13 protein-coding genes are annotated in these 14,196 nt (G+C 68.8%); all 13 read right to left on the bottom strand.

The window, feature by feature from the left end:
• On the bottom strand, window positions 1-1,038 hold a 1,038-nt coding region (gene groL / locus VGO20_RS07650), incomplete at its 3' end, for a chaperonin GroEL (RefSeq protein ID WP_327501722.1).
• Window positions 1,039-1,069: 31 nt separating this feature from the next.
• On the bottom strand, window positions 1,070-1,357 hold the full coding sequence (locus VGO20_RS07655) for a co-chaperone GroES (protein WP_327501723.1): 288 nt from the start codon (window positions 1,355-1,357) through the stop codon (window positions 1,070-1,072).
• Window positions 1,358-1,557: 200 nt separating this feature from the next.
• On the bottom strand, window positions 1,558-2,886 hold the full coding sequence (hflX, locus tag VGO20_RS07660; protein WP_327501724.1) for a GTPase HflX: 1,329 nt from the start codon (window positions 2,884-2,886) through the stop codon (window positions 1,558-1,560).
• 1 nt (window position 2,887) lies between these two features.
• Window positions 2,888-3,136 (bottom strand): RNA chaperone Hfq, encoded by a 249-nt coding sequence (gene hfq, locus VGO20_RS07665; RefSeq protein ID WP_327501725.1) that lies wholly within the window; start codon window positions 3,134-3,136, stop codon window positions 2,888-2,890.
• A gap of 77 nt (window positions 3,137-3,213) precedes the next feature.
• A complete protein-coding gene (locus VGO20_RS07670) occupies window positions 3,214-3,909 on the bottom strand; it encodes an HAD family hydrolase (protein WP_327501726.1) in 696 nt (231 codons plus the stop codon).
• 47 nt (window positions 3,910-3,956) lie between these two features.
• On the bottom strand, window positions 3,957-4,823 hold the full coding sequence (locus tag VGO20_RS07675) for a D-amino-acid transaminase (protein WP_327501727.1): 867 nt from the start codon (window positions 4,821-4,823) through the stop codon (window positions 3,957-3,959).
• Between the two features lie 45 nt (window positions 4,824-4,868).
• Window positions 4,869-6,245 (bottom strand): Trk system potassium transporter TrkA, encoded by a 1,377-nt coding sequence (trkA, locus tag VGO20_RS07680; RefSeq protein WP_327501728.1) that lies wholly within the window; start codon window positions 6,243-6,245, stop codon window positions 4,869-4,871.
• Window positions 6,246-6,322: 77 nt separating this feature from the next.
• On the bottom strand, window positions 6,323-7,729 hold the full coding sequence (gene ntrX, locus VGO20_RS07685) for a nitrogen assimilation response regulator NtrX (RefSeq protein WP_327501729.1): 1,407 nt from the start codon (window positions 7,727-7,729) through the stop codon (window positions 6,323-6,325).
• Complete coding sequence (locus VGO20_RS07690) at window positions 7,719-10,022, bottom strand: sensor histidine kinase NtrY-like (protein WP_327501730.1); 2,304 nt, start codon at window positions 10,020-10,022, stop codon at window positions 7,719-7,721. Before VGO20_RS07690 ends, ntrX begins: the two co-directional genes overlap by 11 nt.
• Window positions 10,023-10,067: 45 nt before the next feature.
• Window positions 10,068-11,519 (bottom strand): nitrogen regulation protein NR(I), encoded by a 1,452-nt coding sequence (ntrC, locus tag VGO20_RS07695; RefSeq protein ID WP_327501731.1) that lies wholly within the window; start codon window positions 11,517-11,519, stop codon window positions 10,068-10,070.
• On the bottom strand, window positions 11,519-12,649 hold the full coding sequence (locus tag VGO20_RS07700) for a two-component system sensor histidine kinase NtrB (RefSeq protein WP_327501732.1): 1,131 nt from the start codon (window positions 12,647-12,649) through the stop codon (window positions 11,519-11,521). The genes ntrC and VGO20_RS07700 overlap by 1 nt, the downstream gene beginning before the upstream one ends.
• Window position 12,650: 1 nt before the next feature.
• A complete protein-coding gene (gene dusB, locus VGO20_RS07705) occupies window positions 12,651-13,637 on the bottom strand; it encodes a tRNA dihydrouridine synthase DusB (RefSeq protein WP_327501733.1) in 987 nt (328 codons plus the stop codon).
• A gap of 113 nt (window positions 13,638-13,750) precedes the next feature.
• Complete coding sequence (locus VGO20_RS07710; protein ID WP_327501734.1) at window positions 13,751-14,170, bottom strand: OsmC family protein; 420 nt, start codon at window positions 14,168-14,170, stop codon at window positions 13,751-13,753.
• Between the last annotated feature and the right edge of the window lie 26 nt (window positions 14,171-14,196).

A 14,196-nucleotide genomic window follows, 5' to 3' on the forward strand; every position in this document is an offset into this window, starting at 1 on the left:
GCAGCGGGCCTGGATGTCGTCCTTCGACCCGGCGCCGTCGACGATGGTCGTGTTCTCCTTGTTGATCACGACCTTCTTGGCGGTGCCGAGCATGTCGATCGTGACGTTCTCGAGCTTGATGCCGAGATCTTCGGAGATCACCTGGCCGCCGGTAAGGATCGCCATGTCCTCCAGCATCGCTTTGCGGCGGTCACCGAAGCCCGGCGCCTTGACGGCCGCGACCTTGAGGCCGCCGCGCAGCTTGTTGACCACCAGGGTGGCCAGCGCCTCGCCCTCGACGTCCTCGGCGACGATCAGCAGCGGACGGCCGGACTGGACGACCGTCTCGAGCACCGGCAGCATCGCCTGCAGGCCCGACAGCTTCTTCTCGTGCAGGAGGATGTACGGGCTCTCCAGCTCGCAGATCATCTTGTCGGGGTTGGTCACGAAGTACGGGCTGAGATAGCCGCGGTCGAACTGCATGCCCTCGACGACTTCGAGCTCGGTCTCGAGGCTCTTGGCCTCTTCGACCGTGATCACGCCCTCGTTGCCGACCCGCTCCATCGCCTTGGCGATCATGTCACCGATCTCGCGCTCGCCGTTGGCGGAGATGGTGCCGACCTGGGCCACTTCGGCGCCGGTCTCGACCTTGCGCGAGCGCTTCTTGACGTCCTCAATGACGGCTTCGACCGCCAGGTCGATGCCGCGCTTGAGGTCCATCGGGTTCATGCCGGCGGCGACCGCCTTCACGCCTTCACGGACGATGGCCTGGGCCAGCACGGTCGCGGTGGTGGTGCCGTCGCCGGCGATGTCGTTGGTCTTGCTCGCGACCTCGCGCACCATCTGCGCGCCCATGTTCTCGAACCTGTCGGAAAGTTCGATGTCCTTGGCGACGGTGACGCCGTCCTTGGTGATGCGCGGCGCGCCGAAGCTCTTCTCCAGGACCACGTTGCGACCCTTCGGGCCCAGCGTGACCTTCACCGCGTCGGCGAGGATGTCGACACCGCGCAGCATGCGGTTGCGGGCGTCGGTCGAAAACTTAACGTCTTTGGCAGCCATGGTGCAATTTTCTCCAGGCTCGGTGAATGGGTTATTCGATCACGCCCAAGAGGTCGGATTCGCGCATGATCAGAAGGGTCTGCCCTTCGACCTTCACTTCGGTGCCCGACCACTTGCCGTAGAGCACCTTGTCGCCGGTCTTCACGTCGAGCGGGGTGACCTTGCCGTCTTCCGCACGCGCGCCGGCGCCGGCGGCGATGATCTCGCCCTGCATCGGCTTTTCCTTCGCGGTGTCGGGGATGATGATGCCGCCGGCAGTCTTCGTCTCCTGCTCCAGCGGCTTCACGAGCACGCGATCGTGCAACGGCCGAAACTTCATGGTCTTTCTCCGAGCTCTCGCCGTGCCGGCGATGGCCGGCCGGACGGTGTCTGTTAGCAGTCGAGGCTGATGAGTGCCAACGGGGTATAGCCGCGCGTCGGCGGGTCGGTCAAGTGCCGCGACCGGGAATCTGGTGGGAAGGGGACGAACTCCAAGGGGAAACCGCGCGCCCTGGCGCGGTTTCTCCCATCGGAGCTACCTCAGTCGGGGTGGTATTCGTACCGGCGCTCGAAGCGGGCGAGGTCCGCCTGGTCGAGGGCGACGTGGATATGGGCGACCGCGTCTTCGTCGCGGCGCTCCAGCACCTCGCCGCGGTCGTAGAGCCAGGCGATGGCGGCGCCGTCCGTCAGCGGCACCGTCAGGTCGACGACGGCCCGCCCGTCGGTCATGAAGCGGTCGAGCCGGGTGAACAGCCGGTCGACACCCTCCCCGGTCACGGCGGACAGGGGAACGACGGCGTCCGAGCGGCCCGTCTGGTTCAGAAGGGTCTCCCGGGCCCCGGCGTCGAGGAGGTCGATCTTGTTCAGCACCTCGACCACGCGGGGATCGGCCCCGACGTCGATCCCCAGGTCGCCCAGCACCGCCTCGACGTCCGCCTTCTGGGCCTCGGTGTCGGGATGCGCGACGTCCCGCACGTGCAGGATCACGTCGGCCGCCTCCACCTCCTCCAGCGTGGCGCGGAAAGCCGCCACCAGATGGGTCGGCAGGTCGGAGATGAAGCCGACCGTGTCGGACAGGATCACCCGGCGCCCGGTCGGAAGCCCGATCGCGCGCATCGTCGGATCGAGGGTCGCGAACAGGAGGTCCTTCGCGAAGACCTCCGCGCCGGCCATGCGGTTGAACAGCGTCGACTTGCCGGCATTGGTGTAGCCGACCAGCGCCACCACCGGATAGGGCACGCGCTCCCGCGCCCTGCGGTGCAGGCCGCGGGTACGGCGGACGTCCTCCAGCTCCTTCTTCAGCTTGACGATCCGCTCCAGGATCAGCCGCCGGTCGAGCTCGAGCTGGCTTTCGCCGGGACCGCCCAGGAAGCCGAAGCCGCCGCGCTGACGCTCCAGATGGGTCCAGGAGCGGACCAGGCGCGAGCGCTGGTAGCTGAGCGCCGCCAGCTCGACCTGGAGCTGGCCTTCCCGCGTCCGGGCGCGCGCGCCGAAAATCTCCAGGATCAGGCCGGTGCGGTCGATCACCTTCGTCTTCAGGCCCCTCTCGAGGTTGCGCTGCTGGATCGGCGACAACGCATGGTCGACGACGACGAGCACGACCTCGCGCCCGTCCTCGCCGAACGCCTCGATCGTGCGCGCGAGCTGCTCGACCGCGCCGCTGCCGAGGAGCGTCGCCGGGGTCGGGCGCGTGACCTTCACCACCTGCGCATGGACGACGTCGAGGTCAATCGCCTCCGCGAGGCCGACCGCTTCCGCAAGGCGGGCCTCGGGGCTGCGATGGGCGTCCTGCCCCTCGCGCAGCAGCGGATGGATCACCACGGCACGGCCGGTGCCCACGGCTGACCGGCCATTGCCGTTACCCGTCATGTCAGTCGCCTTCACCTTCCTTCGGGGGTTCGAACAACTGGATGGGATGCGCCGGCATCACCGTCGATATGGCATGCTTGTAGACGAGCTGGCTGTGAGCATCTCGGCGAAGCAGTACCGAAAAATTGTCGAACCAAGTGATGATCCCCTGCAGCTTCACGCCGTTCACCAGGAAGACCGTCACGGGCGTCTTGTTCTTCCGGACGTGGTTTAGGAAAACGTCCTGAACATTCTGGCTTTTTTCTGACATTGGCAATTGCCCCGTTGGTTAGTGTTCTTGGGGCTCCAAACCGGGAGCCCGATTCCCGCCGCCGCCTCGCCCGGGAATTACTCTGTACCCGGGCCTGCGACGGCAGTCGGTGCCGAAGACTCCTGCAATATGGTATCGCCGAGCCTACGGACCAAGTTCGACAAGATAAAGCAGTTTTCGTATCGGTGCGCGGGAGGAAAATGCTCGAATACGTCGAGAGATTTACCGACAAGCACGGGAATGCAGCCGGCTGCATGGGCGCACCGCATGTCGACGTCCGCGTCGCCGACGAACCACACATCGGGCCCCGGCCCGATGCCGAGCGGCGCCAGCGCCATCTCGACGGGCTCGACCGACGGCTTGTCGGCGGCGGCGTCGGTCGCGCCGACCAAGCGGCCGAAATACCGGTCCCACCCAAGCGCCGCCGCTTCCGCGCGCAGGAAGCGCCCGGTCTTGTTGCTGACGACGCCGAGATAGATGCCCCTGGCAGAAAGGAGGTCCAGCAGGTCCCCGGCACCCGGCAGGGGCGCCAGCATATCGAGGTGGCGCGCCTCGAACTCGGCGTAGTAAACGTCCCGCGCCTCCTGCCAGCGCGCGCCGAACAGCTCCGGGAAGCTGTCGCGCAGCGACAGCCGGACGCTGCTCCGCGTCTCCTCCAGCGAGCGCGGCGGCAGCCCGGCCCAGGCCAGGGTGGCGTTGTAGGCGCCGTGGATGCAGGCCCAGCTGTCGACGAGGGTGTTGTCCCAGTCGAACAGGATGGCGCGCGGCAGCACCCGCGGGTCGACGGCGGACCGCGGGCATGCCTCTGTATCGAGCGTAATCACCGGACCGAAGGCCCCTGCTGCGCGTACTGGATGTAGGCCTGGCGGAGCTTGCGGCCGACCGGGCCGGGGCGGCCGTCGCCGACCGGCGTCCCGTCGATCCGCGTGACCGGCATCACGAAGGTGCTGGCGCTCGACACGAAGGCTTCCCGCGCCCGCTTCGCCTCGTCCACGGTGAAGCTGCGTTCCTCGAACGCTATGCCGTTCTCGGCCGCGAGCCGGATCAGCGACTGGCGCGTGATGCCGCTGAGGATGCGGTTGCTCGGCGCCCGGGTGACCAGCATGCCGTCGCCGGTGATGATCCAGGCGTTGGAGGAGCAGCCCTCGGTCACCGTGCCGTCGGGGTCGACCTGCCACGCCTCGAACGCACCGGCTTCGACCGCCCGCTGCTTGCCCAGCACCTGCGGCAGGAGTGCGACCGACTTGATGTCGCGCCGCGCCCAGCGGATGTCGGGGATCGTGATGACGCCCACCCCTTCGTCGAGCTGCTTCGGCGCCCCGAAACGGCTCACGCGCCGCGTCGTCAGCACGAGCGTGCCGGCAGGCGCCTTCGGGAAGGCGAAATCGCGCGGCGCCGCCCCGCGGGTGACCTGGAGATAGATCGTCCCGTTGCGCAGGCGGTTGCGCCGTATCAGCTCGCGCATGATCAGCCGCAGGACGGGCGGCTTCACCGGCCAGGCGATCGCGAGTTCCCTCAGCGAGCGGTCCAGCCGCGCGAGATGGCCCTGCTCGTCGGCGAGATGGCCGTCGATGATCGTTACGACCTCGTAGACGCCGTCGGCGAACTGGAAGCCGCGGTCCTCGACATGGACCGTGGCCTCCTCATGCGGGAGATAACGGCCGTTGACGTAGGCGTAGCGGGGCATGGGCCGGAAATCCGTACTTCGGTGCGGAGGAGGTAAGCCGTAAAATCAAAAGAATTCAAGCCTTACCGCGAACATTTTCTCGACCTTCTTCACTTGTCCCACCGCGGCGAGGATGATGACCCGGTCATGCGGTTTGATCACCGTCGAGGGGCGGGGAATGATGACCTCGGCCTCGCGCACGATGGCGCCCACGATCACGCCCGCCGGCAGCCTGATCTCGCGCAGCGGCGTGTTGATCAGGGTCGAGGTCTCGAGCGCCTCGGCCTCGATGATCTCGGCGAATCCTTCGCGCAGGCTGTGGACCGAGCGGATGCGGCCGCGCCGGACGTGCTGGAGAATCGAGGAGACGGTGATCGAGCGCGGGCTCACCACCGCGTCGATGCCCAGCGTCGTGACCAGCGGCGAGTAGGTCGTCTTGTTGATCAGCGTGATGGCGCGCTGGCAGCCGTAGCGCTTGGCCAGCAGCGAGGCGAGGATGTTGCCTTCGTCGTCGTTGGTGACGGCGACCACGGTCTCGGTCGCCCGGACGTTCGCCTCCTCCAGGATCTCGGGGTCCAGGCCGTCGCCGTGCAGCACCATGGTGCGGCTCAGGCGCTGGGCGATGTGCTGGGCGCGCGCGCGGTCGACCTCGATGATGCGGGCGCTCACCTGGGGATGCTTGGCCTCGATCTCCTCGGCGAGGAACATGCCGATGTTGCCGCCGCCGAGGATGATGATGCGCCGGGCCTCCGTCTCCTCGTGGCCGAACGCGCTCATGGCGCGCGACAGGTGCTCGGTGTCGCAGACGAAGTAGACCTCGTCGCCGGGCAGCATCTGGTCGTCGCCGGACGGGATGATCGGCTTGTCGTTGCGCACGATGGCGACGACCTCGATGTTGAGGTCGGGGAACAGGCCGGTGAGCTGGCGCAGCGGCGTGTGGAGGATCGGGGTCGACGGGCCGCAGATGACGCCGATGACCCTGACCCTGCCGTCGGCGAGCGGGATCATGTCGAAGGCGCCCGGGACCTGGAGCCGGCGGGAGATGGCGCGCGCGACCTCGATCTCGGGCGAGATGATGACGTCGATCGGCAGGTGCTCGCGCGAGAACAGGTCGGCCCAGATCGGCTGGAGGTAGCTCTGGTGCCGGACGCGCGCGATCTTCGTCGGGACGTTGAACAGGGAATGGGCGACCTGGCAGGCGACCATGTTGACCTCGTCGGCGAGCGTCACCGCGATGATCATGTCGGCGTCCCCTGCCCCCGCCTGCTCCAGCACGTTGGGGTGCGAGGCGTGGCCGACCAGCGCGCGCACGTCGAGCGTGTCGCTCATCTTCTGGATCAGCTCGGACGACTGGTCGATGACCGTGACGTCGTTGTTCTCGGACGCGAGATAGCGGGCGATGTTCGAGCCGACCTGCCCGGCGCCGCAGACGATGACCTTCATGATGCCTCGAGGTGTCCCTGGCGACCGGACGAGCATAGCGCGCCCGGGTGCGGCTGTCGCTGGCGGGGCATCGCCCCCTACTCCGCGACGATCTTGTTGCCGGCCCGGTCCGTGCCGTGGACGCCGAGGCTCTTCAGCTTGCGGTGAAGCGCCGAGCGCTCCATCCCGACGAAGGCCGCCGTGCGGCTGATGTTGCCGCCGAAGCGGGTGACCTGGGCCAGCAGGTATTCGCGCTCGAACACCTCGCGCGCCTCGCGCAGCGGCAGGCCCATGATCTCGCCGCCCTTGTCCCATTTCAGGACGGTGGGCGTGATCGCGCCGATCTCGGGCGGCAGCATGTCGGCGCGGATCGGGTCCTTCGGGTCGCCGCCGCACATGATCAGGAGCCAGTCCACGACGTTGCGGAGCTGGCGGACGTTGCCCGGCCAGTCGTACGCCTGCAGGGCCGCCAGCGCGTCCTCCCCGAACTCGCGCCCGGGAATGCCGGCCGATTCCGAGGAGCGGATCATGAAGTGGCGGGCGAGCAGCGGGATGTCCTCGCGCCGCTCGGTCAGCGACGGCACCCGGATCGGCACCACGGCCAGCCGGTAGAACAGGTCCTGGCGGAAGCGGCCGGCCTCGATCTCGGAGGGGATGTCCCGGTTGGAGCTGGCGATCACGCGGACGTCGACCTCGACCCGGGCCGAGCCGCCGACGCGCTCGAAGCTCTGCTCCTGGAGCACGCGGACGATCTTGCCCTGGGTTTCCATCGGCATGTCCGCCACCTCGTCGAGCAGCAGCGTCCCGCCATGGGCCTGCTCGAAGGTACCGATCTTGCGCGGCTGGCCGTCGGTGCCGTGCTCGGTGCCGAACAGCTCGACCTCCATGCGGTCCGGGCGCATCGTCGCGCAGTTGAGCGCCACGAACGGCCCGTTGGCGCGCCGCGAGCGGCCGTGGATCATCCGCGCCACCACCTCCTTGCCGGCGCCGGCCGGGCCGGTGATCAGCACGCGCGAGCCCGTGGGGGCGACCTTGTCGAGGGAATGGCGAAGCTGGGTGACCGACGGCGAACGCCCGATCAGCTCCGGCGCGCCTCCGACGCGCAGGCGCAGCTCCTCGTTCTCGCGGCGCAGCCGCGCCGCCTCGATCGCGCGTTCGACCACCAGCAGCAGACGGTCGGCCTTGAACGGCTTCTCGATGAAGTCGTAGGCCCCCTGCTTGATCGCGGCGACCGCGGTCTCGATGTTGCCGTGGCCGCTGATCATGACCACGGGCAGGTTCGGGTGGTCGCGCTTGAACTCGCGCAGGATCTCCAGCCCGTCGAGCCGGCTGCCCTGGAGCCAGATGTCGAGGATCACGAGGCTCGGCCGTCGGGCCCCGATGGCCGCCAGCGCCTGGTCGGCATCTGCCGCCTCGCGGGTCTTCATCCCCTCGTCCTCGAGGATGCCCGCGATCAGCATGCGGATATCGGCTTCGTCGTCGACGATCAGAATGTCATGCGCCATGGCGGATATGTCTTTGCTGCGCTGCCTCGGCCGGTTCCGGCTCGCGTTCCGGCCCTGTTTCCTCTTCGGCGGCCCCCGCCGCCGCGATCCGCGGTATCACAAGCGTGACCCTGGCGCCACCGCCCTCGCGGTCAGCCAATACCAGTTCTCCGCCGTGATCCTCCATGATCTTCTTCACGATCGCCAGACCGAGGCCGGTCCCCTTCGCCCGGGTCGTGACGTAGGGCTCGGTCAGGCGTTCGCGCTCGTCGAGCGGCAGGCCCTTGCCGTTGTCCTCGATCGTGATCGCGATCGCCGCCGCGTCGGCCACGGCCGCGATGCCGATCCGGCCGCGCGGAAGCTCGCCCTCCCCGCCCGCGTCCCGCCCCTCGATCGCGTCGGAGGCGTTCTGGAGCAGGTTGGTGAGCGCCTGGGAGATCTGCCGCCCGTCGACCGGCACCGTGAGCGGACCGTCCGGAAGCTCGGTCTCGTAGCGGATCTCGGGATGCGCGCTTGACTGCAAGAACACCGCCTGGCGTATGAGGTCGTTGAGGTTCTGCGGCTTCATCACCGGGCTCGGCATGCGGGCGAAGGCGGAGAACTCGTCGACCATGCGCCCGATGTCGCCGACCTGGCGGACGATGGTATCGGTACACATCTGGAAGATCTCGGGGTCGGTCGTGATCTCCTTGAGATATTTGCGCCGCAGCCGCTCGGCGGAGAGCTGGATCGGGGTCAGCGGGTTCTTGATCTCGTGGGCGATGCGGCGCGCGACGTCGGCCCAGGCCGCCTTGCGCTGGGCCGACAGCAGCTCGGTCACGTCGTCGAAGGTGGCGACGTAGCCCCTCACCTCGTTGCCCGCGGTCTCGGCGGCGATGCGCACCAGCAGTGTCCGCACGGGCACGCCCGCGCGCCGGAGCTGCACTTGCCCTTCCATCAGCCGGCTGGGCCGCCGCTTCAGAGCCCCCATCAGCTCGCCCATCTCCGGCGCCACGTCGACGAGGCGGCGCCCCATCAGCGATTCGGGATCATCGACCCCCAGCAGCCCGGCGGCGGAGTTGTTGGGCAGGTTGATCCGCCCCTCCGCGTCGAGGCCGATCACGCCCGCGGACACGCCGGCGAGCACCGCCTCGGTGAAGCGCCGGCGCAAATCGAGCTGCCCGTTGGCCTCCATCAGCTCGCGCCGCTGGCTCTCGAGTTGGCTGGTCATGCGGTTGAAGGCGCGCGACAGCGATCCGATCTCGTCCTCCGGCAGCGCTTCGGGCACGCGCGCGGACATGTCGCCGGCGCGCACGCGCTCGGCCGCGGCGATCAGGGCGCTGATCGGGGCGACCAGCGTCGTCGCGAGGTGCAGGCCGAGCCAGACCGCGGCCATCAGCAGCAGCAGCGCCACGACCACGAAGATCAGCGTGAAGGTGATCTGGAGCGAGGAGCGCTTGCCCTCCAGCTCGGCATAGGAACTCGCGGCCTGCTGCGCGTTCTCCATGTGCGAGAGCACGCGCGGGTCGACGAGACGGCCGACGAACAGGAAGGTGTCGACGAAGCGGTCCAGCCGGACCAGCGCCCGCACCCTGTCGTCGCTGTCGCCGACCATCAGCACGACCTCGCCGTCGCGCGCGCGGTCGAGCGCGCTCTCCGGGATCGGCTCGAACTCCAGCGTGAACGAGAGGCCCGAGCGGGCGACCAGCCGCCCGCTGCCCTCGAAGACAATCGCCTCCGTCAGCGCGCGCAGCGCGGCCTGGGTCGCGACGACCTGGGCGAAGCGCTGGGGGTCGCCGTACAGCCGGCCGGCCTCGCGGTTCAGGTCGTTGGCCATGGCCAGCGCGTCCGCGCGGATCACCTGCTGGTGTTCGTGCAGGTACGCCTGGGCGACTTCCAGGCTCTCGTTGATGGCGGTGCGCACCCGCTCGCTGAACCAGGACTGGATGCCGACGTAGAAGACGATCGCCGCGAAGGCCGCCATCACGATCGCCGGCATCGCCGCCAGCAGGCTGAACATGCCGACGAGCCGGACATGCAGGCGCGAGCCCGCGAGCCCGCGCCTGCGCTCCAGCCACAGCGCGACGATCCGCCGGGCGACGATCGAGCCCAGCAGCAGCAGCAGGGCGAGGTCGAGCGTCAGCAGCAGGCTGACCGTGTTCGGGTCGTTGCCGAAGGGCGGGGTCGCCGTCAGCGCGCCGTACGTCGCGAACCCCGCGCCGATGGCGGCGATCGTCAGCGTGACGGCAAGCTTGTTGGCGAGGCCGACCCGGGCTGCCCAGGCAAGAAGTTGCCGCCACAGGCTCGGCGGCGTATCCGCGGGTTTGGTGGTCATGCTTCTCGTAAGTCCGAACCCGCACCGGCGGAGCCGGAGGGCGGCCTACTTTAACCCGCGGATAACCTGGATATCCAGATCGCGTATCTTCTTGCGCAAGGTGTTCCGGTTCAGGCCCAGCATCTGGGCCGCCTTGATCTGGTTCCCGCGGGTCGCCGCCAGGCTCAGCGCGATCAGCGGCCGCTCGATCTCGCGCAGGACCCGGTCGTAGAGGCCGGCGGCCGGGATGCCGTCCTCGTGGGCGGCGAAATAGTCCCGGAGATGCCGCTCGACCGCGGCGCTCAGCCCTTCGTTCTGCTGCTCCTCAGCCGGGGCCGCCAAGGCCGGGGCGTCGGCCAGCTCCGCCTCGACGACGTCGAGGCCGATGACCTCCTGGCTGTACAGGGCGGCCAGCCGGCGCACCATGTTCTCCAGCTCGCGGACGTTGCCGGGCCAGCGGTGGCGCCGCATCCGGTCCATCGCGGGACCGTCCAAGGTCTTGCTGGGCAGGCCCTCGCTCGCGGCCTGCTGGAGGAAATGCCGGGCGAGCGCCGGGATGTCCTCGGTCCGCTCGCGCAGGGGCGGCAGCCGGATCGGCACGACGTTGAGGCGGTAGAACAGATCCTCGCGGAAGAGGCCCTGGCGGATCAGGGTGCGCAGGTCGCGGTGGGTCGCGGCGATGATGCGGACGTCGGTCCTGATCGCCGAGCGCCCGCCGACGGTCGTGTACTCGCCCTCCTGGAGGACGCGCAGCAGCCGCGTCTGTGCTTCGAGCGGCATGTCCCCGATCTCGTCCAGGAACAGCGTGCCGCCCTCGGCCTGCTCGAACCGGCCGGTGGAGCGGGCGGTCGCCCCGGTGAAGGCGCCCTTCTCGTGGCCGAAGAGCTCCGATTCGATCAGCTCGCGCGGGATCGCCGCCATGTTGACCGGGACGAAGGGCCCCCCGCGGCGCTTGCCGTAGTCGTGCAGCGCCCGGGCCACCAGCTCCTTGCCCGTGCCGGATTCGCCCGTGATCGTCACCGTCAGGTCCGTCCCCATCAGGCGCGCGAGGATGCGGTAGATCTCCTGCATCGCCGGCGAACGGCCGATCAGGGGAAGCTGGTCCTCGGGATCCGGAACCTCGTCCGGGCGCGGCTGGCCGGATGCCGGCTTCGGCCCGTTGAGGGCCCGCTCGACGACGCTCACCAGCTCCTTCAGGTCGAAGGGCTTCGGCAGGTACTCGAACGCGCCGCGCTCGTTCGCCTTGACGGCGGTCATCAGCGTGTTCTGGGCGCTCATCACGATGACGCGCAGTTCCGGCCGGAGCTTGCGGATGCGCGGGACGAGGTCGAGCCCGTTCTCGTCCGGCATCACGACGTCCGTGATCACGAGATCGCCCTGCCCGTCCTGGACCCAGCGCCACAGGGTGGCCGCGTTGCCGGTCGTCCGCACCTCGTGGCCGAGGCGGATCAGGGCCTGGTTGAGCACCGTTCGGATGGCGCGGTCGTCATCGGCGACGAGGATCGTCGAGGCCGGCATCAGGGATGCTCCGGGAAATTGGCGGGATCGAGGTGCATGGGCAGCGAAACCTTGAAGACCGTCCGGCGGGGCACGGAGTCGAATTCGATGATTCCACCGTGATCGCCCACGATCTTCGCCACCAATGCAAGACCCAGGCCGGTCCCGTTGCGCTTGGTCGTGATGAAGGGATCGAAGAGATGCGGCCGCAGGTCGTCGGGTATGCCGCTCCCGTTGTCCTGGATGCTGACCAGCAGCGGCAGATGCACCCGGCTGTCGGTCCCGGGCACGGCCAGGCGCACGCCGTGCTGGTAGGCGGTCGAGAGGACGATCTCGCCGCCGCGCTCGGGGACGGCTTCTGCCGCATTTTTAATCAGGTTGAGGAAAATCTGGACGAGCTGGTCGCGGTTGCCGAGCACCGGCGGCAGCGACGGATCGTAGCGCTCGACGAAGCGGACATGCCGCGCGAACCCGTTCTGGGCAATCCGGCGCACATGTTCGAGCACGGCGTGGATGTTGACGGCCCGGCGTTCGATCGGGCGCCCGTCGGAGAAGACCTCCATGCGGTCGACCAGCGCGACGATGCGGTCGGTCTCGTCGATGATCAGGCGCGTCAGCTCGCGGTCCCCCTCCTCCAGGAGGTCGTCCAAGAGCTGGGCGGCGCCGCGGATGCCGGACAGCGGGTTCTTGACCTCGTGCGCCAGCATCGCCGCCATCGCGGTTACCGAGCGCGCGGCCCCCCTGTGGGTGAGCTGGCTGTCGAGCTTGCGCGCGATCGAGCGTTCGTGGAGCGCCAGGACGACGAAATCCGACGGCTCGCCCATCGGCGCGGCGGTGACCGTGACGAGGTGCTGGCCGATGCGCGGCGTCTCCAGCGTGACGCCGTATTCCGAAACGCTGTTGCCGCCGACGCGCGCCTGGGACACCAGCGAGAACACCGGGCTGTCCCCGGGCAGCCATTCGTCGAGCGGCGTGCCGACCAGGGTCGCGACGCTGGCGTCGAAGAACTCCTGCGCCTCCAGGTTGGCGAAGCCGATCTCGTTGCGCGGCCCGACCACCAGCACCGCGTCGGGAAGCGCGTTCAGGATGCCTCCCGGATCGAGGTACGCGGCCGGGGTCCTGCGTGCGATCCTCGTCGCGGGCCGTGCCATGTCAGGCGGCCATCCGTTCGATCGCAGGGGCGAAGAACGCCGTCAGCATGTCGCGGACCCGGGCCGGCTCCTCCACGCGGTTGACGCGTTCGCGGAACTCCGCCGCCCCCGGCTGGCCGGTGCAGTACCAGGACAGGTGCTTGCGCGCGATGCGGACGCCGCCATGGGTCCCGTAGTGCTCGATCATGGCGTCATAATGCTCCAGCACGGTCGCGAGCCGGACATCCGGCGGAGGGTCGGCCAGCCGTTCGCCCGTGCGCAGGAAATGCATCACCTGGCCGACGAACCACGGCCGGCCATAGGCGCCCCGGCCGATCATCACGCCGTCGGCGCCCGACTGGCCGAGGCAGCGCACGACGTCGTCGAAGCTGCGGATGTCGCCATTGGCGACGACGGGGATGTCCACGGCCTCCTTGACCCGGCGGATGAAGGCCCAGTCGGCGATGCCGTTGTAGAACTGGCTGCGCGTGCGGCCGTGCACCGTCACCATGCGCACGCCGCATTCCTGCGCGATGCGGGCGAGCCGCGGAGCGTTCAGGCTCGCCTCGTCCCAGCCCATCCGCATCTTGACCGTGACCGGGACCGAGACGGCCTTCACGGTCGCCTCCATGATCCGGGCGGCGTGCAGCTCGTCCCGCATCAGCGCGGAGCCGGCCTGCCCGTTGACGACCTTCTTCACGGGGCAGCCGAAATTGATGTCGATGATCGCGGCGCCGCGATCCTCGTTCAGGCGCGCCGCCTCGGCCATGATCCCGGGCTCGCACCCCGCGAGCTGGACCGACATCGGCGCCTCCTCGAGGCAGCTCGTCGACATCTTCAGCGTCTGGCTGTTGGCCCGGACCATCGCCTCGCTGGCGATCATCTCCGAGACGACGAGGCCGGCGCCGTGGCGCTTGACCAGACGGCGGAACGGCATGTCCGTGACGCCGGACATGGGGGCGAGGATCACCGGCGCGTCGATCCGCACCGGCCCGATGTCGATGCCCATTATTTGAGCACTCTCACGAACTGCTGGCATTTTGAGCAGTCCTAGCATGTGAGAGGCATTTTGTGCAAGTGCGAAGGACTTAGCCCGCGCGCCCGCCGTCGTTCCCGTCAGCCCTATGTCGGCCCGTTACGGGCCGCCTGGATCGTGACGGGAACCCCCCGGTTCAGCGAGTTGCTGACCATGCAGCTCCGCTTGGCGCGCTCGACGACGTCTCCCGCGTCGGTGCCGTCCAGGGTCTCGCAGGAGACCTCCATGGTCGCCGCCGTCGCCAGCAAGGGATCGCCTTCGAGGGTGACGGTCACCGTCACGGCTATCCTGCCGAGTGCCACGCCCATCGTTTCGGCGACGTACCGGAGGTCGTTGCAGAAACACCCCCCTATCGCCAGGGCGAGCAGCTGGCCTCCGTTGAAGCCGAGCCCCATGCCTCCCGCCCTGCCCTCGGGCCGGTCCACGACCACGGTGTGGCCGCCCGCCCATCCCATGGCGGCCTGGGTGCCTTCCACGTTGCGCAACTCCACGGTCACGGAGGTCATGGACGTGCCTCTCCCCGGTATCCTGC

The sequence above is a fragment of the Arenibaculum sp. genome (genome assembly GCF_035998295.1).
Lineage (GTDB): Bacteria > Pseudomonadota > Alphaproteobacteria > Azospirillales > Azospirillaceae > DASYHS01.